Origin of the sequence: Herbidospora yilanensis (genome assembly GCF_001570565.1) — a bacterium.
Taxonomy (GTDB): domain Bacteria; phylum Actinomycetota; class Actinomycetes; order Streptosporangiales; family Streptosporangiaceae; genus Herbidospora; species Herbidospora yilanensis.
In genome coordinates this window covers 142,802-165,728 of record NZ_BBXE01000015.1, presented here as the reverse complement: position 1 = coordinate 165,728, position 22,927 = coordinate 142,802, and the positions used below count along the sequence as shown (strand labels likewise).

17 protein-coding genes are annotated in these 22,927 nt (G+C 63.6%); 8 read left to right on the top strand and 9 right to left on the bottom strand.

Annotated features, from left to right (window positions below; genetic code table 11):
• Window positions 1–10: 10 nt before the first annotated feature.
• The 6 genes from AW273_RS07040 to AW273_RS07015 all read right to left on the bottom strand — a co-directional run bounded on the left by AW273_RS07040 (window position 11) and on the right by AW273_RS07015 (window position 6,388).
• Window positions 11–1,555, bottom strand: coding sequence for a YfjI family protein (locus AW273_RS07040; RefSeq protein ID WP_062346451.1), 1,545 nt, complete (start codon window positions 1,553–1,555; stop codon window positions 11–13).
• A complete protein-coding gene (locus AW273_RS07035) occupies window positions 1,552–2,430 on the bottom strand; it encodes a bifunctional DNA primase/polymerase (protein ID WP_062346449.1) in 879 nt (292 codons plus the stop codon). The genes AW273_RS07040 and AW273_RS07035 overlap by 4 nt, the downstream gene beginning before the upstream one ends.
• Window positions 2,427–2,639 (bottom strand): hypothetical protein, encoded by a 213-nt coding sequence (locus AW273_RS07030; protein ID WP_062346447.1) that lies wholly within the window; start codon window positions 2,637–2,639, stop codon window positions 2,427–2,429. The genes AW273_RS07035 and AW273_RS07030 overlap by 4 nt, the downstream gene beginning before the upstream one ends.
• Before the next feature lie 142 nt (window positions 2,640–2,781).
• Window positions 2,782–4,908 (bottom strand): cell division protein FtsK, encoded by a 2,127-nt coding sequence (locus AW273_RS07025; RefSeq protein ID WP_062346445.1) that lies wholly within the window; start codon window positions 4,906–4,908, stop codon window positions 2,782–2,784.
• A complete protein-coding gene (locus AW273_RS07020; protein WP_198168037.1) occupies window positions 4,905–5,795 on the bottom strand; it encodes a DUF2637 domain-containing protein in 891 nt (296 codons plus the stop codon). The genes AW273_RS07025 and AW273_RS07020 overlap by 4 nt, the downstream gene beginning before the upstream one ends.
• 344 nt (window positions 5,796–6,139) lie before the next feature.
• Complete coding sequence (locus AW273_RS07015) at window positions 6,140–6,388, bottom strand: hypothetical protein (protein ID WP_062346442.1); 249 nt, start codon at window positions 6,386–6,388, stop codon at window positions 6,140–6,142.
• A gap of 216 nt (window positions 6,389–6,604) precedes the next feature.
• On the opposite strand from AW273_RS07015, the gene AW273_RS07010 reads away from it, so the two are divergent.
• Window positions 6,605–7,363: a GntR family transcriptional regulator gene (locus tag AW273_RS07010; protein ID WP_062346441.1), complete on the top strand. Its 759-nt coding sequence runs from the start codon at window positions 6,605–6,607 to the stop codon at window positions 7,361–7,363.
• The gene (locus AW273_RS07005) at window positions 7,360–8,172 is read left to right on the top strand and encodes a hypothetical protein (RefSeq protein ID WP_062346439.1); all 813 of its coding nucleotides are present in this window, start codon (window positions 7,360–7,362) and stop codon (window positions 8,170–8,172) included. The genes AW273_RS07010 and AW273_RS07005 overlap by 4 nt, the downstream gene beginning before the upstream one ends.
• Before the next feature lie 149 nt (window positions 8,173–8,321).
• Here the strand turns inward: AW273_RS07005 and AW273_RS07000 are convergent, their stop codons facing one another.
• Window positions 8,322–8,579, bottom strand: coding sequence for a hypothetical protein (locus AW273_RS07000; RefSeq protein WP_062346437.1), 258 nt, complete (start codon window positions 8,577–8,579; stop codon window positions 8,322–8,324).
• Window positions 8,576–9,034 carry an ATP-binding protein gene (locus AW273_RS38445; protein ID WP_269750226.1) on the bottom strand — a complete coding sequence of 153 codons (459 nt, stop codon included), beginning with the start codon at window positions 9,032–9,034 and terminating at the stop codon, window positions 8,576–8,578. Before AW273_RS38445 ends, AW273_RS07000 begins: the two co-directional genes overlap by 4 nt.
• A 260-nt stretch (window positions 9,035–9,294) precedes the next feature.
• Here AW273_RS38445 and AW273_RS06990 point away from each other — a divergent pair, with 260 nt between their 5' ends.
• Window positions 9,295–10,629 carry a helix-turn-helix domain-containing protein gene (locus AW273_RS06990; RefSeq protein WP_083949565.1) on the top strand — a complete coding sequence of 445 codons (1,335 nt, stop codon included), beginning with the start codon at window positions 9,295–9,297 and terminating at the stop codon, window positions 10,627–10,629.
• On the opposite strand, the gene AW273_RS37025 is transcribed toward AW273_RS06990, so the two are convergent.
• The gene (locus AW273_RS37025; protein ID WP_157555617.1) at window positions 10,619–11,074 is read right to left on the bottom strand and encodes a hypothetical protein; all 456 of its coding nucleotides are present in this window, start codon (window positions 11,072–11,074) and stop codon (window positions 10,619–10,621) included. The genes AW273_RS06990 and AW273_RS37025 overlap by 11 nt on opposite strands.
• A 423-nt stretch (window positions 11,075–11,497) precedes the next feature.
• Here AW273_RS37025 and AW273_RS36050 point away from each other — a divergent pair, with 423 nt between their 5' ends.
• The 5 genes from AW273_RS36050 to AW273_RS06975 all read left to right on the top strand — a co-directional run bounded on the left by AW273_RS36050 (window position 11,498) and on the right by AW273_RS06975 (window position 22,670).
• A complete protein-coding gene (locus AW273_RS36050; RefSeq protein WP_369409029.1) occupies window positions 11,498–11,929 on the top strand; it encodes a very short patch repair endonuclease in 432 nt (143 codons plus the stop codon).
• Between the two features lie 677 nt (window positions 11,930–12,606).
• A complete protein-coding gene (locus tag AW273_RS39285; protein WP_083949563.1) occupies window positions 12,607–13,650 on the top strand; it encodes a DNA cytosine methyltransferase in 1,044 nt (347 codons plus the stop codon).
• A 715-nt stretch (window positions 13,651–14,365) separates the two neighbouring features.
• Window positions 14,366–16,201 carry a hypothetical protein gene (locus AW273_RS06985; RefSeq protein ID WP_062346432.1) on the top strand — a complete coding sequence of 612 codons (1,836 nt, stop codon included), beginning with the start codon at window positions 14,366–14,368 and terminating at the stop codon, window positions 16,199–16,201.
• Entirely contained in the window at window positions 16,201–17,646 is a 1,446-nt protein-coding gene (locus AW273_RS06980) for a hypothetical protein (protein WP_062346430.1), read from the top strand. The genes AW273_RS06985 and AW273_RS06980 overlap by 1 nt, the downstream gene beginning before the upstream one ends.
• Window positions 17,643–22,670, top strand: coding sequence for an FtsK/SpoIIIE domain-containing protein (locus tag AW273_RS06975; RefSeq protein ID WP_157555616.1), 5,028 nt, complete (start codon window positions 17,643–17,645; stop codon window positions 22,668–22,670). Before AW273_RS06980 ends, AW273_RS06975 begins: the two co-directional genes overlap by 4 nt.
• Window positions 22,671–22,927: the final 257 nt, after the last annotated feature.

The window sequence follows — 22,927 nt, the reverse complement described above, 5'->3', positions numbered from 1 at the left end:
GGGCGGCTCCTCAGGCGGTGCGGTGCAGGTCAGGGTGCACGGCGTAGCGGGGTGAGGGGTTGCCCCTGCTCGTGGTCGGGTCGGGCTCACGGCGGATCCAGCCAGACTGCTCCAGCAGGTCGAAGGCCGGGTCCAGGTCGACGGCCTTCTTGAACTTGCGTTGGAGCGCGCGGTGGGCGTCGCGGCGGGTGAAGTGCTCGGGCCGGGCTTTGGTGAGCCAGGCGTGGACGGTGCGGGCGGCTTCGACGCCGGGGTCCTGGCCCATGGCGTCGAAGGTGGCCAAGGCGTGAGCGGTGAAGTAGTCGCCCAGCTCGATCGCGGCGGTCATGGTGTCGGCCGCGATGGGCTTGCGCCAGCCGTCGCCGATGTGGGCGGCCAGGTGGAGCAGGCCGGCGATTCGGGCGACCGCGCCGTCGAACTTGGCGGCCCAGTCGCTGATGTGGGCCAGGTCTCCAGCGTCGGGGCGGAGCCGTGGTTCCGTGCGCTCCCGTTGAGCACGGAACAGGTCGGCCGCCTCGGGCGACAGGACCAGGCGGGCGGGGTCCTGCCAGCCGTACATCTCGGTGACGAGCCGTCCCAGGCTGGCTGCGTACTCTGCTGCGACCTGTTCGGGGACGGCGGGCGGGTCGATCAGTCGGTAGCCGACGTTGCTTGTTGGCAGGCTGTAGAGGATGCGCCCGAGCAGGCCCTTGCCGCGAAAGCCGGGTGAGCTGGCGATCTCAGTGACGATGTCGGGCTGGACGGCCAGGCCCAGGGTGAGCGCGGCGTGGTCGACGCGCTCCCGGCGGCTGCGCCGGTCAACGATCAGCAGGTCTCCGGCGTGGCCCTTGAGAAACAGGTCCAAGTTCGCGACACCGGAGTACCGTCCGGCCAGCGTGGCGAAGATGCCGCCCTCTGCCGACAGGACGGCCAGCCGTCCGCCCTGCTCGGCCAGAAGACTCGCGGCAGCTTCCGGTGTGATGTCGTCGGCGATCAGTCGTGGTTCGGCCGGGACGGTGATGCCGTCGACGGCCAGGGCGGCGCTGGTCGCCTCAGCGAGGGCATCCCCGGCGGAGTCGCCGCGTGCTGAGGCAGCCATGCGGGCGGCCTTGTCGGCGGACTCTTGGGCGACCTTGCGCGCCAGCTCGGCCTCAGTGATGAGTGGGCGGACCTGTTCCTGAAGTGCCCGCTCGGCGGCCTGGAGGGGCGCGACGATCGCCCGGAAGACCGGTGACTTGCGAGAGCCGGGCGGCATCGCGACGACGACGAACAGGTTGACCGGCTCGCACCAGCTACCGCGCACGTTGACCAGCGCCCGCCCTCCGGCGGCCGTCGACAGCGCGGCGAGCACGATGCATCCGGCCAGGTCCACCGGCGTCTGTGTCTCCTCGGCCAGGGCGGCGGTGAACTCGCCAGCCCAGGCGGGGAGAGCGTGAGCGGGGAAGGTCGGCAACGTGCCGCGCGCGGCCAGCGGGACCGGGGTGTCCCAAGGTTGGGCGTGCATCGCGGTGAGGACCTGGTCGGCGTTGAGCGTGGAGAGCAGGGCCGTTGCGCGCTCTGCGGGTGTATTGGTCATCGTGCGTCCCGGCGTGGCTGGCGGACTCCGGCGGTCAGGCCGGAACGGATGGTCGTGGCGGCTTCGTGCGCGGGCAGGCCGATGGTCTCGGCGGCCTCCTGGAGCGCGGACTCGACCAGGTGGCGCGGGAGCAGGCCGTTCGCGATGAGCTGGCCCAGGGCGAACGCGGCCTGATTGAGCGTGTTGTTGCGGGTTCCGGGTCCAGCGCTGAACAGGCGTTCGGTCTCGCCGTGGAGCGCTCGCCAGGCGTAGCGCGTCACCTGATCTCCTCCTGGGGGCGTGTTGGTGACGCGGACGGAAGGCTTGTCGGTGAGCCGTGCGGCCAGCCAGGGCGGGAGCTCGGCCGGGGCGATGGCGTTGGTCACCTCGTATTCGCCGGTCTCTCCCGGCGTGCTGACGTGGCTGCCGGGGCCGACCACGTAGCCGCCGTTGGCGCGGGTGTCGATGAGCCAGCCCAGCCGTCCGGCAGTGTTGCCGAGGGCGGAGCCGGTAGGTGCGGTGAAGTACAGGTGCGTTCCTCCGTTGCGGGTGCGGACGGTGAAGGTGTCGAACGGGAGCGGCTGACCGGCTCGTTCGCAGAGCAGGGCCAGGGCGTCGGCGCCGTCGGTGACGCCGGGTTCGTCGAACGGCTCCGGCGGCGAAGCGCCGGGCTTGGGCCGGTCCAAGTCGACGACCACGAGCCGGGACGGACCACAGGCGATGCCGATGTTGAACGGGTTCGCGGCCCAGCACCGGCCGATCAGGTCGCGGTCGGTGGTGGCGTGTTTCTCCCAGGCCGTGAAGCCGCGGAGCGGGGTCTTCGCGTTCGGGGTGAGCGGGAAGACGTGCCAACCATGCGAAGCGGCGGCGAGAGCGTAAGCGTGGCGGTTGGTCATCGGGTGCGCCCGAACCGGGTCAGGTAGACCCAGACCTGCCAGCCCGCGCGTTGGCGCAGGCCGGTGCCGTTGCAGGCGCGGCAGTGACGGGACCGGCGCTTGTTGCGGCACCGGATGCACGGCTTCCACGGCGACGCGGAGCAGAGACCGATGTAACCGAGCGTGACACCGAACAGGCAGAGGACTAGCAGGGCTATGGCGATGGCCACAGGTGGCTCCTAGGGATGTTTCCCGGGCTGACGCAGATGGGCTGCTAGCGCGCTAGATCACGTACAGGCAGGGCTTTGAGGCGCTAGCAGGGGCGCTAGGTCTAGCGGGGGTGACCGCTAGACCTAGCGGCGAGAGCGACGGCTACGAAGCGTCAGATGAGCGGTCGGCGAGTGCCTTGGCGATCTCGTCGCGGGTGATCCCCCGACGGTTCGCGCCGCGTCCGTCCTCGGTGTTGCCCCAGACCTGGCCGGTACGGACGCCGTAGGGCTTGAGTGCGGTGGTGAGCTGGGCCGCCCGCGCTTCGGGCTCCAGGTCGGCCCATGGGCCGTAGACCGCCGGGCGGAGTTCGGCCAGTCGCGTTACGACGGTCTCGTTCCAGACCTTCGGCTCCCCGACCACGCCCAGGATGTCGGCCAGCAGGTCGAAGGCCGGGGCGGCGTCGGCCTCGAACCCGTCTCCCAGGGCGTGGCCGGACAGCGTTCCCGCCTGAACCCGCAAAGCACGCGCCCGGAGGGCGATCTTCTCGGCGGCCGGGGCGTCGATGTAGACGGACTTGGTGATGCGCGGAGCGTCCCCTTCGCCCGCGTAGTAGCAGATCCCCTTGTCGGAGAAGCTGAACATGGTGGCCCTGACGCCGTTCTTATGCGCGGACGTGCCGAGCACCATGTCGTTCTCGGTGTGGCCCATCACCTTGAGGCACAGGCGCAGGACCGCGTTCGCGCTGATGCCGGTCGGGAGTGACTTCGCGTCCGGGCGCTGAGTGGCGACGATCAGGACGATCCCCAGCGCGGGGCCGCGCTTGACCAGGTCGGTGCAGATCGATTCGAACTCGTCACCGTACTTGGCGTGCTCGAACCAGACCTGGCACTCGTCGACGGCGATCACGATCGGGTGCAGCCCGAGACTCTTGTTGCTGGCCAGTTCCGGCGTGACCTTCGACTCTGGGCAGACGTCCTTGGGCAGGTTCCGGATCACCTTGGCCCGGCGGCGAAGCTCCTCCTTCAGCGCCCGCATGTCGGAGATCGCATAGGCGACGTCCTCGTCTTCCTCCCCGGCGCGGTACCGGTGAGCGACCGATTCCAGCGGCGACAGGTCGCCGGTGCCCTTGAGGTCGTACAGGTGCAGTTCGGCGCGCGGGTCGAGTGCGGCGATGAGGCAGAGCAGGCGGAGCAGGAACGTCTTGCCCATGCGCGGGATGGAGCCGATGATCACCGAGACGAACATCAGGGTGATGGACGCGAACCGTCCTCGCTGGTCGGTGCCGAACGGCTGAGCCTTGAACAGGTCGACGGCGCCCGACTTGAGTAGCGGCCAGGCCGGCTGTTTGGCCTTGTTCATGTCCTGGTCGCCGACGAACAGGACCATGCGGCCGGTGTGCTGGTCGGGAACCGCCTCCGGCCACACGCAGCCCAGCGGGCGGCGCAAGCCGGACGCGAGCTTCTCCCGCCGATCCATGACTTCGGCGACTGTGACGCCGTAGGGCAGGTCCAGGTCTGCCCGGTAGCCGGTGCCGCCGTCACGGGTGATCGGGGCGACGAAGTTGATCCCCGACCCGCCCCGGGCGAGGGCCTGGTTGATGGCGGGCACACCGAGTGCGCCCAGGGCGCGGATCACGATGTCGCTGGTCAGCTTCTCGTGTGCGGTCGGCACGACCGCCCGATCGATCAACGGCCGGTCCGCCGGACGACCGGCGACGCCCAGGACGACCACCAGGACCACCAGCGCGCACAACTGAGCTCCCGGCGGGGTGAACGCGACCACCAGCCCGGCGGGCACGACGACGCCGAGCGCGAGAAGCGCGATCACCACGCGCAGCCGGACGCGGGCGTCCCGCTGGCGCGACAGCTTGAGGTAGGCCTCGGCGTCGGCCCGGCGGACCGCGTCCAGGCGGACGGGCCGCCCTTCGAGGTCGAACGTCCAGGACAACGAGCTGTTGACGACGCGGGCCAGGCCGACCGGGGCGCGCATGGCCAGCCGTCCGGCGTACTTCGGTGACCGGGTGACGTGGTACCCGGCCACGTAGGTGTAGTGGGCCGCGACCCACTTGACGGTCGCGGTACGTTCCGGTCCCGACCGCATCCATGACGGGACGATCGGGCGGCGGTCCTTCGACCGCTCGGCCAGGGCGGTCAGCCAGTCCGGGCCGTCCGCGTCGGGCCGGTCGACGCGGACGACGACGCCCTCGACCGGTCGGTCTTCAGCAACCGCCCGGCGTTCCCGGGCGGCGTCGATCTGGACGACATCAGCAGTGGGCTCGTGATCCGTCATGAGGTCACCTCGTGAGCCTTGAAGCGGGCGGAACGGCGGGGAGGTGTCTCGGACCGGAGGCGGGCGAGCAGCGCCCCCGCCCGGTCGGTGGAAATGGACTGACCGGTCTCGCGGACCGCGTCCCGGAGCCGGTCACGAGTGAGCGGCGTACCGACGGCGTCGTGGTCGGCGAGGATCTGCCAACCGAGCGGCATGAGGTCGTCGACATCAGCCCGGCGGCCGGTCGGCGGAACAGGAACCACGGCCGGACCTGCGGCGGGCGTGAGCTCACCGAGCCGGTAAAGCGCCCGCTCGCGACGGCTCGCCTTGAACCGCCACAGGCGGCCATACCGGTCGTGCAGATCGATCGTGGCCAGGACGCGCTCACGCTCACGGTCGAGCGCATCCCCATAGCTGCGGATCTCCCAGAGCACCATGCGCCGCCAGAGCAGGCCGGTCGAGATCGGAGCCAGCACCCAGCGAGAACTCCGGATGCGGTCCATCCGCGCCGGGTTGGCCAGGTTGGCGCGCTTGCGGATGACGTGGGCGCCCACCTCGACGGCGACCACCCACAGCAGCGGTAGCACCGCGTGGGCGACCATGCCGAACACGTCGGCCTGCGTGGCGACGTTCAGATAGACGGTGGCGGCGGTGAGCGTCCACGGAATCAGGCGCAACCAGCGCACCCGCATGTCCAGCCGGGCAAGGACGATGTCCAGCGCGGCGAACACTCCGATCCCGAGGTCGACACCGAGCGGAAGTAGGAAGGCCAGACGGCCGAAGGCCGGTTCGGCGGCCTGTGCCACGGTGGCGAAGGAGATGACGAATCCGATGAGGCCCAGCGCACCGACCGCCGCCGTCACGACGGAGACGGCCGTGTGCTCGCCTTCGGTGAGCGGGCGCATCATCGGTTCCGGCTCCCTCCGCAGCGAGGGCATTCGGGTTTGGCGCAGCCGCGTCCCAGGTCTCGGGACCAGAAGTGGGCCATCAGTTCCCAGGACCCACCGAGCTTGCGCTGATCGTTGAGCAGTTGCTGGGCCTTGATGCGGGCGATGAGGCCACGTAGACGAACGAACACGGAGCCTCCTATCGGCCGGACTGGGAGCGGACGAGAACGCGGCAGGACCGGCAGCCGGCCACGCAGCGCATGGCGTGCATGACGCACATCTGGATCTGCGGGTACGGCGTGCCGCATCGGCACCCGAGGGCCGAACCGTGGCGATGTCCGCAGTCGGGACAGGCGAACCGCATGTCAGCCCTCGATCCCGCTGAAGTCTGCCGACACGCCGGACTCGCGCAGCGTGTTCATCGCCTCGGCGACGGCGAGGGCGTTGCAGGAGGGGCAGATGGCGGGGGTCGGAGCCTCGTCACCGGGCTCGCACTCCTCGGCACCGTCGCAGACGAGGCAGATCCATTGGACGCCAGCGAAGGCGTCGTCCCGTCCGAAGTCGAGTTCGACGCGCAGGACGGGAAGGTTGGGCAGGTTGGACCCGTAGGTCATGATGAGTACACCTCTCTTAGGGGTGCCGGGGTGCGGATCTGGTTTGGCGACTTGGGCCGCGTCCCGGCTTTTCTGTGTTCGGAGGCAAGTCCGCTTGTACGTTGAGTACATACTCACCTCTGTGTACGTACAGTGCTACCCAGCGTGACCAATGTCAAGCACGTTGGTACGGTGAGTACGTACACCGACACAGAGAGTTGAGAGGGGTGCGCCAACGTGCCTGCGGGAGCGGACACACGCGCGCTGTACGAGCGCGTCGCAGACGACCTCAGAGCCGCCATCGTGCGCGGCGAGTTGAAGCCCGGGGACAACGTCCCCGCAGAACAAGAACTGGCGGCGAACCACCAGGTCAGCCGCCAGACCGTACGCCAGGCCTTGCAGCAGCTCACGAACGAGGGGCTGCTTTCCAGTGGACGGGGCCGCGGGCGTGTCGTCCGTTCACAGACCCGTCTCCGCTGGCAGTTGTCCAGCTTCGAGAGCACCGCCCGCCACAACGCGGACGGCGACGCGTGGAACAACGACGTCCGCACCCAGGGTCACGAACCCCGACAAGAGGTCACAGTCGGGATCGACACGGCGTCACCGAAGGTCGCCCAGCGGCTCGGGGTCAGTGAGGACGACCTCGTTGTGGTGCGTCGGCGTGTCCGCTACGTCGACGACATGCCGTTCCAGCTCTCAGACAGCTACTTCCCGATGGACATCGCCCAAGGGACCGTGCTGATGAAGCCGGGCGACATCGCCGTGCCCGGCGGCATCCTGTCGTCCATCGGACATCCGCAGGTGAAGACGCTCGACGAGATCCAGGTTCGGATGCCGACCAAGGACGAGACCACGCGCCTCGGTCTGCCTGCCGGAACACCCATCGCAGAGCACACCCGGACCGGCTACGACGCGGACGGCCGACCCGTCCGGGTCATGGTCTCCGTACTCCCCGGTGACAGACACGTCATGGTGTACGAGCTGGACGCCACGTGAGCGCCCCCGAGCTCGACGTCGACGACCTATTCGCTGACGACCCCATGACACAACCGCTCACCTATCCCGGCCGGATCCCCCCGGCGTCCGGCCTGTTCGCCGACGGCCAGTACACCCGCCTCGACGTGGTCGACGGGGAGCCGGCCGAAGCGTGGGTTCTCGACACCGACCTCGGCCGCCTGGACGACCACCTCGACCAGCTCCGCGTCGCGCCGATGTCCGAACGGCATCGCGTGATCGCAGTCGGCTCCAACGCGGCCCCCAGCCAACTCCACCGCAAGTTCGTCAACCACGACGTCCGGCCAGTCATCCCTCTGACCATCGCCGACGTTACCGGCATCGCCCCGGGCGTGTCGGCCCACATCAACCGGAACGGCTACATCCCCGCAGCCCCCATCGCCGTACCGGGTGAGACATCACGCCTGTTCGTGCTGTGGCTCGACGACCCACAGTTAGAGATCCTCGACGCCACCGAACCCAACTACGACCGGCGGCTACTCCCCCTCGACAGCTTCCCCGTGGTCCTGACCTCGGGCGTCCCGCTCGAAGCCTGTTTCGCGTATGTCGGCAAGCACGGCTGTCTCAGCGACGAGGGCCAGACCCTCCGGCTCACCGAGCAGCGAGCCTTGATCAGTCGGGTGCTCGGGCTATCCGCTGAGCTGCGAAATCTGTGCGGAAGCACCGTTGCCGAGTTCATCACGCAGGTACAAAACCCGGCGGTCCGAGAGGCCGCGTACGAGATATTCCGGCTGGAGGGCTGGGCACGCCCGCAGCCCGAGTTCACCGAGACTCCTGCGCCGAGCATGTGAACGGAACGGCGGGGTGGAGAGCACGCCAGACCGTACTCGGCCACCCCGCCGCATACCGCCAGACCAGGGCGTCCACGCTGTGGGGGCAGTACGCGGACGACCTCACTCCGAGCCACGGATTCCCGGAGCTCACCAGCCCGGCGGCAGCCTCATTGGCCTGACCACTCGACCCACTCCTCGTCGGTCATCAGGACCACGTTCTCCTCGACAGACCGCGCATCGATCCACTCGCGGTCGAGCCGTCCCAGCACGTTGACGCACTCCCTGAACAGCCGCTCCCGCACCACGGCGGCCACGGCCTGGGCAGAAGCAGCCAGCGCCCGCGTGACGCTGCACCTGTAGGCGGTCCCGTCGCACGAGGGCGAACCGCAGCCCTTGGGCCCAGAAGCCAGATCCACCCTGCTCACGGAGCCTCCGTGATCGTGGCGTAGACGACCTTGCCCCCGAAGATCACGGGTCGGTGGTATCCCCACCCCTGCGCCAGCGCCGCCACCAACAGCAGCCCCCGGCCCCCTTCCGCATCCTCATCAGGGCAGAGCACGCGGGGTGGCTCGCGGGAGCAGTCCCAGACCGACACCACGATCCCGGCCGCGTCCGACCTTGGGAGCCGGTAGGCGTCCAGGCCGATCACTTCGGTGGGTGAATCCACCGCCCTCTCTGTCGCCGTGATCGCGTTGGTGGAGAGCTCGCTCACGACGAACTCGGCCGTCTCGCTCAGACCCTCATGTCCCCATGCCGCCATAAGGCCACGAACATGCGCCCGCGCTTTCGCGACGGACTCAGGATGGGCCGCAAGGCGTAGGTAGTTCCCAGGTGGAATTGCCGCGCACGAATTCAGCAGGGAAAAGCGAGTGCTTCCCATCGCCGCCAAATCCGCAGTTCCGCCGGCCTGCCCGTGATCATCTCGCCTAGTCGCTCTCCCGGCCTTATCGTGTGCCACGGGTCGCACCTCCGAGTGCGATCAATGGGACCCGTAGGACGTGGCGACGTTTCTGCGGGTCCCGCTTATGTTCGGGGAAGAACTGCGGTGCAGTGACATACTTGGGCCACGGGTAGTAACCGAGAAGACTCAGCGCGTGGCAAATCTCGTATGCCACATGGCGACACAACCGGAGATGGTCGATGACCGAGCCCGAGATCTCAGCCGAAGTCTCCGATATTTGGGAACTCTTCGGCCGCCACATCCGTCACGCGCGTAACACTAAAGATCTCAGCCTACGCCAGCTCTCAGACCGTCTGAGCTGGCATTTCTCCCTGATCGGCAAATGGGAACGCGGCATACACCGCCCACCGCCGGAAGCCATCGAAAGGCTTGAGCACGCACTAGAGACGGATGGTCGACTTGTCAGTCTCTATGCCCTAATCGTCGAACTTGACCAGTTCCGCAGGCGTATGCTCAAGATTCGCCCAACAACCTCAGTACGCGACGAGGATGACGATATGGACCGCCGTGCAGCCCTGCGACTCATGAGCGCGTTAAGCGCCGGAGTGACAGTTCCCGCAGGAACGCTGGAAACCATTCTCAGCAGCGTCGAACGATCCTTCGGCCTGCGGGACGACCATCACATGGACGACTGGCACAGAACCGTCCAGACGTATGGCCAGCTCTATTACGCCCAGCCGCCCAACGCGTTGATCGCGGACTTAACGGCTGACTTGCTGGAGGTCGGCCGGCTTCTCCAGGACCCCCGGACCGGTCTCCCGCGCAATGAGCTGCTCCGCGTGGGGTCGCAGCTCACGGCCCTGATGGCGACCGACTTCAACGACGCCGGGAACCGGCGTTCCGCCCGCCTGGCCTGGCAGACCGCCCGCCGCACCGCCGACGTGTCCGAAGACAGGAACCTCTCCGTCTGGGTGCGGGCCAGAGAGGCCGACTGCCTGTTCTGGCAGGACCAGCCGCGATCCATGATCGCCGCTCTCCTCGACGACGCCTTGGGCCAGGCCCAGGGCACTCCCAGCACGGGACGCGCGATGGCCCTGGAGGTCCGCGCCAAGCTCGCCGCCCTCGACGGCCGATCCGCGGACGCCATCCAGGCACTCAACGAGCTGGCCGACACCTACGAGCGCCTTCCCGACCACGCCACCACGGCCGGAGCGATCGGTTCATCGGTGGGGACCAGCTACCCGGAAGCTTCGGTTCACCGAAGCGCGGCCTACGTGTACGCCTTCCTCGCCGACACGAAGAAGGCACCCGCCGCGATCGATCGGGCTATTGCCACCTACCCGTCGAACCTCGTGGGCGGCAACCTCCGCCTGATCCAGGCGCTGTCAGCCATACACGGGGGTGACCTAACGCACGCCCTTCAGGATGCTCTGCACATCGCAGAAGGAGTTCGCCAGCTCACCCCCATGAGGCAACTCCTCATCCGTCGCATCGTCGACGCGGTGCCTCGCGAGTCCGCGAATCTGCCGACGGTCAGAGAGCTACGTGCGCTGGCTCACCCGGTCAGCGCTTGAACAACGTCTTGCACACCTGCGCTCTGTAGCCGTCGAAACGGGCGCAGGGGTGGTGCCGGACGGAGCGGTGGCGTTTCGCTTCTGGCCGCTTGGCCTTCTTGCTCACCCTGACGAGTGGCGTCCGGTGCTGCTCAGTCGGCTTGGTCGGCGCCGCGCTCTTGTCCGCCAGAGGGGCATGAGGCACGCTCACTGACGCGACTCTGAGCGCCACCGGAGCGGGTGGGGCCGTTTGCGCTGCGGGAACCGGCGCAACCGCGAGTACGGGTCGCGCGGGCGCTTCCGCTTGCACGATGACCCCCATGGAATAGCCAAACCCCACACCGACCCCCACGGCCAGGGCCAGCGTCACGGTTCTGCGAAACAGGCTGTGCCGGCCCCAGAGGAACCGGCCGAAGGGCTTGGTGGGCGGACGACGCTTGTAGGCGGACGGCGGCAGCTCGTTCATGGAAACCCCCCGATATCCAGTACGACCGGTCAGCCAAACGATCGCTGAGGACGGCGGTGTTCCCTCGCTGTCGAAACTTGGCGATCTTGCGCGGACACAGATGACAGCGGTGACAAACATGCCTGTCCATAAATCCACAAGGAGTTTCGTGGGACACCGCTGGCGCTGACCCACGCTGACAGCCGTTGACACGCTCGCATCGTCAGCGCCTGTCACGTTGTGTCAGCAGCCACGCCATCCCCTGAACAGATCATGCGAGAAGGGCTTACCTACGTCACGTCAACGCCGTCATCGCTGTCAACAGGCCAGGGTGCAGCAAGAGAACTCCACCTGGCTCAGCGTGCCGCGCTTCCATATTCCCCAGATAGACCGCTAAATCTCCGATGTCCAGAGACATAGAACAGCCAACTGTAGGATGACTGTATGTCCGAGACAAAAAATTCATGGGCATCGAGTGATGCTGCACGAATCCGCATGCAGGCGAATAAAGGCCGAGACACCAAACCAGAACTGGCGGTAAGACGGGCCACTCATGCGCTGGGGCTGCGATACCGAGTTTCCTACCGCCCAATCAAATCGGTTCGAAGAACAGCCGACATGGTTTTCACTAAAGCGAAGGTTGCCGTATTCATAGATGGGTGTTTCTGGCATGGATGCCCTGAGCATCACACTAGCTCAACCAGTAACGCGACATTCTGGGCCGAGAAAGTCCGCAAAAATCGTGACCGAGACCGCGACACAGATCGAATTCTTCTAGAAGCCGGCTGGCGCATCCTTCGAGTATGGGAACACGAGGATCCGGTCTCTTGTGCACTCAAAATTGAACGCCTCGTGAGAGGGATCGAATCCATTTAACCGGATGAGCCACTAAGGCGCAGATAAATCGGCTGGCCCACGAGCAGGAGGGCGGCGTCAGGAGGGAGTCTGGCCGAGCCCAAGCGTGAGAGGCCAGCGCGACTGCACAGTCGGAGGGCTGAGAGGCCAAGCAACGCGCTGAGATGGACCGTGGCGCCATCAGGCCCTCAGCGGTCCCAGATCTTCAAGGTAGCGACACGCCGGTGAACGTAACGGTCTTCATAGTTTCCCCAGAAAGCCGAGCGTGATGTCCCATACGCTGACCTACCGGATCTTGGGCGATTCCCAGGCCTGCTCCTACAGTGATGCGATCAGGCGCTAACCGCCCACCGACAGCGGCAGCCGGTTAGATGAGGCGATCGCTGCTGACCTGCACCAGGACGGCTGGCGAGCCTCTTACACCACCTCCGTGGACGTAACTAAGCCTCACGAGGCCAACGCTCAGAACCATGTCTCGACACTTTCAGGGGATTGACATTCGAGACAGGTCATAGGCCGTTGGCTGAGCTGCAAGGACTCCGAGATTGCGGCAGCCAACACATTCATCCCCGTTCCCGTTCTCAAGGACCTGGACAGGAGCGCTGCCGCTGCCACCCAAGGATCAGCGCGAGAATGAGCTCGTGTCGCCCTCCCCTGCCCGTCGACGAGGAGGGGTGGTCTAGGCTAGGTTTAGCCGTATGGGCGACGTGGCAAGGCGCATCTCAGCGATAGACCTCTTCTGCGGAGTGGGAGGGCTGTCGCATGGCTTGATGCAGGCTGGCCTGAACGTAGTCGCCGGTTTTGATATAGATCCTCGATGCAAATACCCATTCGAGAAAAACATAAAAGCTCCATTCGTTGAGCAAGATGTCCGGACAGTCTCCAAAGAGCAGCTTTTGTGTCTATGGGAGCCGGGCTCCATACGCCTCCTGGCGGGATGCGCACCATGTCAGCCCTTCTCGCCCTATAGACGAGGCGTAGATACGTCTTCAGAGCCGCAGTGGTCCCTCCTTGGTGAATTTGCGCGACTCGTTGAAGAGTCTCGCCCCGAGCTAGTGACCATGGAGAATGTCCCTCGAATCATGGGCTCCCAGATCTTTAAAGATTTTTCTAGCTCTCTCGAAAATATTGGCTACGAAGTTTCTTTTAGGAGCTGCTACGGCCCGGAATATGGCCTTCCGCAAGAACGCCGTCGACTCGTGCTGATTGCGTCCCGAATCGGACCCATTAAAGTCCCTGGAGGTGAACGCAAGCCTGAAGAATTCATGACGGTAAGAGACGCGATTTCCAGCCTCCCAGCAGTCCATCAAGGGAAAACACATGACCTAGATGGAATGCATAAGGCAAGGGCCTTAAGTCCTCTGAACCAGAAGCGAATCAAAGCATCCAAGCCGGGAGGGACATGGCACGACTGGCCAGAAGAGCTGCTATCTCCTTGCCACACCAAGCCTTCTGGCTCCACGTTTAAGAACGTATACGCTCGCATGGAATGGGACAAGCCGTCTCCAACCATTACGACCATGTCATACAATTTCGGTACCGGGCGGTTCGGTCACCCGGAGCAGGATCGCGCGATCACTCTACGGGAAGCAGCGATACTCCAAGGCTTTCCAGAGAATTACGAGTTCGTCAAGCCAGGAGAACCCGTGGAATTCAACTCAATCGGTCGAATGATCGGAAATGCCGTCCCTCCCGCGATCGCACGAGCAGTGGGGAACGCTCTCCTATCGGCAGTTAGCTAACGAGGCCTACAAAGGCATTGGCGGATGCTGGCGCAAGCAGTGGCTCTTGCGGCTTTTAGCGATCTTCGGCATTCCGGTTATCGAGCTTCCCGGAATCAGGACTACAGCAACGCTTGTCCAGGCTGGCATAAAGCTCTCGATCGAATAGTCGGCCGCAGCTTACCAGATGCATTATCGCTGACAGCCCATGACAGGAAAGGCTCACCCTTAGGTCAGGATGCGGATCCGGCAAAGCTCCCCACAAAGGCAATCGCGAAAACCAAGATCAAATATGGTAGTCATACTTCTGGGTTGCCTTGGTCGACGCCAAGAGTTTACCCCCACAGTTCGATAGGGCCTAGTTTCCCTAGGCACCACTCATTCACGTCTTACCATCTACGCTTGTCTCGCATAAATGACGTGACGCTCGTGACAGTTCTACGTCTCACTTGCCGACATCACAGGCATTCCGAATAAGGTCGTCAACGACCAATCGCGCGATCGCTGCAGCTACCCAGAGCCACCAAGACCCACGGACACGGACCTTAAACGCGCTCTCAGCCAACATTGACTTCCCCATCTCCACAGATGATGATCAATGCTTCGCGAGGTCTCCACAGTCACACAGCGTGAACCAGGCGTACTCCGGCTCTCGGTAAGGGAACGATCTACAAGTGACGGTCTCTGTAGCTAGAATTCCACAGCGCTCTAGACTCGGTCGACGAAGGACAGCAGCATGCCGCTAGAGATCAACAAACACGTCCAACGGATACGTCGTTACCAGCCGTTCGACGTTGAGACCTCTGAGATGGTCTACGAGCTGCAGACAGACCAGCAATCCTTGTACCGCGTCGTGACGCTGGACTACCTGCTGGATGCCATTGAGCGACAGACTACGAAAACCATCGTCTTAACCGGAGACGCCGGCCATGGCAAGACAAGCCTGTGCGCCAGCCTTCTGGAAGCGCTGCAGGTCGATGCCGTGCCGATCACGCCAGAGATCCAGAAGACGGTTTTCCGTGAGTTATCCGATGCTGGCGATGCCAGCCGCCCTATTGGTTGGACCCGTAGCCGACGCCCGCTGTACATCCTCAAAGATCTCAGCGAGTTGAGCGTGTCGGCTGGTGCGCGCAAGCTCGTTGATTTGCTCGACCCTCCGGATGGCGGTGTCGCAATCATCTGTGCGAACGAGGGCCAACTACGCAAATGCGCTGCCGAAGACAGCAATCTCGACAAAGGCGGCACGGGGCGCGCCAAGATTCTGGTTACAACTCTCACGGAAGGCATCGTCCGCGGGCAGGTGAGCGACCCCGATGGCACGATCATCGTCATCAACCTCAACTACCAGTCCGTAGCGGCCGAGGGCTTTAATTCCAACGGCGGGCTCATCCCATGGGTTCTGAAGCAGTGGACAACGTCGCGATGGTCTCGATGGAAGCCCTGTGAGACCTGCGATGCTCGGGAAGTCTGCCCCATCCTGGCCAACCGCAACGAGCTCACCAATCCCACCCGCGGGCCTCAGCGCCAGGCTGCGATCCGAGACATATTCGCTGCGGCGGAGCGTACCGGAGCGGTGGTCACGACCCGTCAGGCGTTATCGGTAACCAGCTACATGCTTACTGGCGGCCTCTCATGCGAGAACGTTCACGCGAAATACCAATGGTCGCACTCGAACAGGTTGTGGCAGGCCCCCCACTTATACCACCAAGCTCTCTTCGGTGACCGGCTGACCCAGCAACAGCGTCATCTGGTACCTACCTTCTTCGCACTAAGAAAACTGGACCCAGGCAAGGTCTCTCGCCGTCAGGTTGACGACCGGCTGGACCCGGACACAGCTGGCGACTTCCCTCCCGCGGACGCCGGCAGCTACCTCCAGAAGGTCCGTACGAGTCGGGAGGTCCAAAAGCAAGCTGAACAGTTGCGAAGCGTGTACACGTTCCTGCGGCGGGCTGATTTCTTCAACAGCGACGACGACAAGGACCGGTTCGCTCGCATGGGCCTACTTGCTGGCGACGACTTCGTCATTGTCCAAGACAAGAACCGGGATCCGGCAGACACCAGGGTACGAGACCGCTTTCTCAAGGGCCTGGAGGCCGTCCAGGGTATCCACCGGGCAGGAAGCAACCCCGACTTCTTGATACTCGACCCGGCCTTCTTCACACACCGTGGCCGTGCGGCCGTGATCTCTCGGCGAGTGCCCAGCAAGGGCGTCGAGGTTGTCGACCAGGTCACCCAATGGCAAGAGACAGGCAGGACGGGCGTCGCCCCTGAGATGCAGAAGGCCGTCGAGTGGCTAAACCGGGCCATCTACATCCGCATCCCGGCTGTTGAGCCTGACCAAGGCGCAGTCTCGGTAGAAGCGGACCTGTTGCGCTTTGAGTTGCTCACGCGGTGGGCTGCGGGCCTGCGAAGCGAGGTCCAGCATGAGGCAGAAATCCGTGGCCTAAGTGGATCCCTGGCAGAGCTAGCCGATTCGTCAACCAAGGACGACGAGATCCAAGTACTGGTGGCCAACGCCATGAGAAAGCTCATGATCGACGTCGGGGATAAGATCAGGTCGGTGCGTGCCTGATGGCCGATCGTTCCAAGGCTGAAGTCGTTCTTCGTCTCTTCGGGGTGAACCTCGAACGGCAGGGTCGCGGCTTCTACGTCCCGCTCGAAATGCTCGCAATCGCCCGTGGCGTCTACCTGGCTCATCAAGAAGATCCGGACAAGTTCGCAGGGCTCCTAGACGGCGAAACCGACCCTGCTTATAAAAGGACCTCACACGACCTGGCTCGGCGGATCGCGACCAAGACCCCCATCGTCGAGGGCGACGAAGAATTAAGCAAGGCCGTCGAATTGGACTCCCCCGAAACCATGGCAACGCTCCACGCCCTGTTCTCCTCACTATTGGTTGAAATCCCTGGGCGCCGTAGCCAACCAAGTTGGTTCGGCGTGCACATCTATCCGTTCGTCGGTGAACTCATCCACTACGACGCAGTCGAACGCCGAATCAAGCAAGCTGACGCCTCCTCGAAGAACAGCGAGAAGAAACGCAAGCAGGCCGGCAAGGTAACTGCTCGCGTCCATGCTCCGAGTATCGAGCGATACCTCTTCCGCGATGGCGGAGGATGGGCCTACAAAGTCCTACGCAGCGACCCTGATTCTGACCGCAAGGAAGCGAATCGAAAGGGTCTAGCCGACCTCGTACAGGACAGCGGCACGCCCTTGGGAAGCCTCGCCAAGGCCCTCAGCGCGCACGACTTCGATTACGACGAAGCGCCCGTGAAGGGCGCAGACGAGGGAATCACGCTGCACGAGGATCTCAGCCCTTGGCCCGATCTGTTGAGGGAAGGAACCCGTAATATCGTCAGTCGGATCGCGACGGTCCCCAAAGCCAAGCGCACCGAGAGCCTCATGCATTGGGTCCCCTACTGCTTGGCACGCCACCAGCTGCGTCTCGCACGCAGGAAGCTCGGTGTCACTCATCAGGAGTCAATCCTGTTGGACTTTGGCAATGAGGCGACGCCGCTACGCAGAGAGTCACAGAAGAGCCTAACCCGGTTCCGTAATGACATCGTAAATGCGCTCAACGTCCAAGCGCGGGAAATGATCGACGAAGCTGAAGGCGACGAGGCTAGAAGGCGCCGCTTCGAAAGACTCGCCGAGGAGGTCGGTAAAGCGGCTGAATCCCCCCGCGCGTTCTTCAGCGAGACTCTCGCCGCCGTGGGGGCCCTCAATGCGCCTGTCGGGCGCCGACACTTCACGATGAAGCCACCGATGATCGAGGGCCTGGTATCCGCCACCGTTCCGCAAGGAACGGAGATGGAATTCGACCAGTTCTGCGAACTGCTGTATGAGAAGTATGGGCTAGTGATGGAGAACAAGGTCGCGGCTGCGAGTCCGTTGGCCTACGAAGTTGACCCATCGTTCCTCGACCACAACGGCAAGGCGTTCCGGGAAAGGCTGGCCGCTATAGGCCTGCTCACTCAGTATTCAGATGCGACCAGCATGGTGCGAGGGGAGCCCCGGTGACCGACAGTAGTATAAGAGCTCTCGGTCGCTTCGTCGCCGACGAAGCGCTTCGCAAAGTCACCGACGTCAGTGAAGCCCGTGCCGTCCTGAGAGTCAGCGGATTCGATCGGCTAACCGTGGCCGAGGCACTCCGTCGCACCGCCCAGAAGCTGTCGGAGTCGCCGGACCGTCAGATCGTCGTCAAGGTCGGCACCTCGGATCCAATCGAAGGCGTACCGGTTGACTACCTGCTGAACCCGCAGGATCAACTGACCAAGTGGCGAAATTCGGGACGGGGAGCGGCGGTGCTGCTCTTCGAATGGGGAGAGTCTCCGGACGCGCAGGGGCTGGCGGCGATGAACGCCCTTGACGACGCCGCAATCCTGGGGGACCACCACGACACCTCTGGCGAGCGCGGGTTCGAAAGACTCATGGCAGAAGCATGGCGGGAGGCTGGGGGCGTTGGCACCGTTCCGGCCCTCATGGCCACCCATTTACCGGAAATCTGGTGTGCAGTCACCGATGAGGACCCACGGACCCTGCACCGTTGGGCGACCTTCCTTGTCGAAACTGCACAGAAGGTCGCAGCAACTCACGTCCACACCCCTGAAGCGGTCTACTCGGAGATCTCCGCAGCCCTGCCTGCTCTTGACCTCTTTCCGGACCGAGAACTCTTTATCAGGCCAGCCACTCTGCCCGCCCGAATCAAGAAGAACGTTTGGGTCAGTGCTTTCAAACAGCCCACCGGCAGGGAGATCACCGAAGACGACCTCATAGACCGCATCGCCACCACCGAGTTCAGCGAGGTGTCCCTAGAGCACATTGGCATGGATTCCGAGACTGCCAAAATGCGCATGCGCGATCTCGTGCTCAATCTCAATCGCAGTGATTCTACTTCGCAGAATCCTCGGGAGCTTCGCCGCGATCAAGATCTGACCCTCTGGCTCGAAGTATTCGAGCAGAAGTCGAAAAAGATCGGCGTGGGTCAGCAGATCCGCCAGGAGATCGAACGGACCGCCGCAGAGCGGGTCAACGAGTACGACGCCATGATGATCGAAGAGCTGCTCGACCGCGGAGACCAGGAATCCGCGCAGCGCTTCCTTGACGAGATTCCCTCCGGAGGAACCGAACCGCTAGCCGACCTGCTGTCCAAGCGATCTCGCCGCAAGGTCGAAAAGCTCGCTTTCCCGGATTCTCAATTCGTCCATGACCCACTGCGTGCCTTGCTGCGCGAGCTGACCTACTTTTCCGACGAAGAGGAAGGCACCGTTGTCGTCGGGCTTGAAGGAAACCAGGAAACCGGACAGTGGAGTCGCTGGCTGTTCGCCTTCCTATACGCACGCACTCTCCAGGATATCCAGGAATCCACCGGACTTCGTCTGACTCTCGATGTCAAGGATTGCCTGCTGCAGTTGACCCAGCCGTGCCTGCCTAAGGAAGACGAGCCGTTTGACTCGAACATCGAGTGGGCCCCACTCCGCATAGTGGTCGAGATGGACGGTGCCGCCCAGCGACGCTTCCGGTGGGACCCTCTGGGCATTCCCGGCCAGATCGCTCTAGCGGCCCTCATCCACGGCCGGAGACCTTTCCCTGGCTATGCCAGCGATCTAACCTTCGACACCTTCCTGCAGAGGCTCATCGAACCCAGGCATTGGGAAATTGACTGGCCCGGTCTCGAACCCACATCTGATTTTGCCAGCCAGCTGCAGAGCCTCAAGCGCGAGCACTTCGGGCGAATGTCCGGCGGGCTCGACGCCGAAAACATCAACGAATACGTACGCGGCTGGGAAGGCATACTCCGAGCAGCTCGCACCGCTTTAGTCCCCAACAACGCCCCGGACACGGACCTTGAGGCGGTGGTTCTGACCGATGTCGTGGGGCTGGCCGATCACCGCATGATGATGCTGGCCATCCACCCGCTGAAGCTACGCTGGCTGGCGAAGAACTACGCGGAGGTCGCCGGCAGCATCAAGACCGCCCTGAACAAGGAGGGAGGGCTGAGCCTCAATCAGGAGAATGAGGACCTCTTCTTCGACGCCATCGACCGTATCTCCCCTCATGGGACACCCGCGATCCTCGTGGGTCCGGGCGGCACAATCGCCATTCCGATGCGGGAATCGGCCGGACACGAGGAGTACGCGCCGGTCCGCTATGGCGGCAATGAGTCAAAGGACTGGCTCTCCAGCGTTGACGAGACCGCAATCGATGAGATGGTCCGCGTCGTCACCGACTATCTGACGACCTACCCCCACAAACTCGATGGCCTACGCTTATTGCTCTTGGACCGCAACGGCGACCCCGTCCTTCCCATGCGCGTGGCAAAGCAAATGCGGGCCAAGAACCCTCGTCTAAAGGTCGACCTGGTCGTGCTGGCTCCCCAAGCAACCCATCACGAGATCATCCAGGGTTTCGATCTGCAATTCGCCACCGCAGAGATGTCCGAGGACAGTTTCCTGCCCGACGTTCAACTAATCCTGCAGGCATGGGAGCCCGACCAAAAAGCAGACCTCTCAGGGTTGGAAGACACCATTGATCTCGCCCTGGCCCCGGCGCTGTTCGGCACCCAGACCAGTATTAAGGAGAGCACCAAGAAGGAATCCTTATCGGGCTCCTTCAACTCCTGGAAGCACCCGGCCTCTCACAATTTGGCGCAAACTAGCGAGAACGTCGTAAGGGCGCTTTTACCCGAGACCTCCGACGAGACACTTGAGTCCTGGTCTACCCTGTGCGTTCGCTACGACCGCCGTTCCCCGGTCTCAAGAGAGAGCGTCGACGGCATCGACTACTTCGAGATGCAGGTGCAGTTCGACCAGCACCAAGACTTGTTCACCACCCTGCATCGCGTGGCCCACTGGGTCGTCACCCTCGACAGCTTCATCGGACGCGAGCAGATCGATGCTCTGCGTAACCGCCCGGACGTCATCCTCGTCAAGCCAAGCGTCGGCAAGAACGAGTCCTACACCCTTATCGTCAGCTCACAGACCGGCCAGCAGTTCGTCGTCCAACGACTGCGGCGTCGGCTGGAGCAGATCGGCGTCGTTTCTCCGAAGGACTCCGAGAGTACGGCTAAGCGGATCTACGAGGTAGGCCGCAATGTGGCCCCTGGCGCTGTGCTGCGCTCACTCGGCATCGGCACCACGGTCAACGAAGTCGTCGGCCTGGTCGCCACCCGATTCGTCATTGATCAGCAGTTCCCCGTCCCTCAGCAGGGCACGAGTCTGGTCACATGGATCAGCTTCGATGAGCACCACCGCTGGTTCGGCCGGGGACACAAGACTCGTGCCGATCTGGGCCGCTTCGTGCTGACCGTTCAGGATGACGGCACGGTTCGCCTGGATATCCTGGTCGCCGAGTCCAAGTTCCGCCAGACCTTCGACGTCGGGTCGGCCGAGGAACAACTTAACCGCACCACTGACCTGTGCCAGGATGCCTTTCGCTCGGACGGCGAGGTTCGCCACGACCGGCCCTTCTGGCTGGACGAGCTTGCCGCCGCGATTGCTCAGACCAGTGGAAACGTCCTGAAGAGTGCCGATCTACCGGCTCGCACCGTGATCGGCAACGACGAGCACCGTCGGATTGAGGCGAAGGTCCTTGACGCCCTCCGCTCCGAGCATGTCCGACTCGGCCAGGTCACTGGCGTTGCCGTGGCTATCTCAGCCGAGGACGACCAGCCGGCTCCCATGGTTGGAAGCCTCGGCAAGCACATCCTGGTGAGGCTGAACAAACACGAGCTGCTGAACCTCATCGGCGCTCTGCGAGCAAATCAAGACCCTGTCAATGCAGACCCCCTTGTTTCCTTTAGGGGCCCCAGTAGGATCGTGCAGGTCTCTGGCTCCGCCGCTCTGACCACCTCAGAAGAAATGCCAACGCCCGGAGAACCGACGGCATCTGCCGAGGTTGGCGAAACGGTTGCTCCAAGGACCTCGCCGAGAGTAGTAGTTGCGCGCCACTCTGCCACAGAGGCGGATTTGATCTCTTCGAAAGCTCATCACGGTGGGCTCTCCGAGGAGGAGCTGCGGCTCCGATACAACAAGGTCCTTGACGTCTTCGCCCGTCACAAGGTCACGGTCATCTCCCCGGAGGTCGGTCGGTGGCAGGAAGGGCCCGGCTTTTACATCTTCCGCTTCATCCCGAATCCTGGGGTCACCGTCGACAAACTGACCAACCGGCGAGACGAGATCTTCCTGGCTCTCGAGCTGCCCTCCGGGTTCAGCATCCGGACCCGCAGCGATCGCGGCTCCGTACTTTTCGAAATCCCCAAGATCGACGACGAAATGTACGGAGTCAGCGCAAAAGCGCTGTGGCAGCAAGTCCCCATTGATTCCGAGAGCCTCATCACCCCGCTGGGCGCCGACATCGAAGGCAACCCGGTCACCATTGACCTCTCGTCCGCGGACTCACCGCACTTGCTGGTGGCCGGCACCACCGGATCAGGAAAATCCGTAGCCCTGGACACGATCCTCAAGGGCTTGATCCGGTACGACAGGAGTGCCCTGCGACTCCGTCTCGTTGATCCCAAAGGCACCGAGCTCGTGGACTTCGAGGACGACCCTCACCTTGATGGCATGATCGGCATGGATGCCGCCGATGCGATCGAGATACTTGAGGAAACCGTTGGAGAGATGGAGAAACGCTATAAGGACATGAAGGAGATCCGCGCACGCAAGCTCGTCGAGTACAACTCCAAGGTCGACAGAGTAGACCGAAAGCCATGGATAGTCGTCGTCCTGGACGAGTACGCCGACCTCACGAGCGACCCCGAAGAGAAGAAGCAGATTGAGGCGCTCCTCAAGCGCCTCACGCAGAAAGCACGCGCCGCGGGCATCCACGTCATCGCAGCCACGCAGCGCCCGAGCGCCGACGTCATCTCGACGACAATCCGCTCCAATTTTCCCGCCCAGCTCGCCCTACGGGTCAAAACTGCGACCGATAGTCGTATCATCCTGGACGAGACCGGGGCCGAAGCTCTGGCCGGACACGGCGATGCTTTTCTGCACACGGCTAAAGGCACCATACGACTACAAGTGGCCTACGACGGAAGCTAGGGCGGCTTCTGCAACTACGACGAGAAGCGTCGCCAACCTGACCGTCTAGCGATCCAAACACAACGCGATCCAATCAGGAGAGCGCACACGACACCACCTCGCTAACGCTCGATCGCCTGCCCTAGATCATTTGCGTGATCACGGGCTGGCTCTGCAGCAACCAGGCTTTCCTCCGCTGACGAGTGAGGGACTTGTCTATTTGCTGCTACCTGAAGGTGTGCAATCGTCTCCGAAATGCCGATGATCGTAATCACTCC

Coding starts and splice junctions, on each gene's coding strand:
- AW273_RS06985 (WP_062346432.1), top strand. CDS start 14,366: ATGCCGCTAGAGATCAACAAACACGTCCAACGGATACGTCGTTACCAG.
- AW273_RS38445 (WP_269750226.1), bottom strand. CDS start 9,034: ATGGGAAGCACTCGCTTTTCCCTGCTGAATTCGTGCGCGGCAATTCCA.
- AW273_RS37025 (WP_157555617.1), bottom strand. CDS start 11,074: ATGAACGAGCTGCCGCCGTCCGCCTACAAGCGTCGTCCGCCCACCAAG.
- AW273_RS07015 (WP_062346442.1), bottom strand. CDS start 6,388: ATGACCTACGGGTCCAACCTGCCCAACCTTCCCGTCCTGCGCGTCGAA.
- AW273_RS07025 (WP_062346445.1), bottom strand. CDS start 4,908: ATGACGGATCACGAGCCCACTGCTGATGTCGTCCAGATCGACGCCGCC.
- AW273_RS07040 (WP_062346451.1), bottom strand. CDS start 1,555: ATGACCAATACACCCGCAGAGCGCGCAACGGCCCTGCTCTCCACGCTC.
- AW273_RS36050 (WP_369409029.1), top strand. CDS start 11,498: ATGTCCGAGACAAAAAATTCATGGGCATCGAGTGATGCTGCACGAATC.
- AW273_RS07020 (WP_198168037.1), bottom strand. CDS start 5,795: ATGATGCGCCCGCTCACCGAAGGCGAGCACACGGCCGTCTCCGTCGTG.
- AW273_RS06980 (WP_062346430.1), top strand. CDS start 16,201: ATGGCCGATCGTTCCAAGGCTGAAGTCGTTCTTCGTCTCTTCGGGGTG.
- AW273_RS39285 (WP_083949563.1), top strand. CDS start 12,607: ATGGGCGACGTGGCAAGGCGCATCTCAGCGATAGACCTCTTCTGCGGA.
- AW273_RS06990 (WP_083949565.1), top strand. CDS start 9,295: ATGACCGAGCCCGAGATCTCAGCCGAAGTCTCCGATATTTGGGAACTC.
- AW273_RS07035 (WP_062346449.1), bottom strand. CDS start 2,430: ATGACCAACCGCCACGCTTACGCTCTCGCCGCCGCTTCGCATGGTTGG.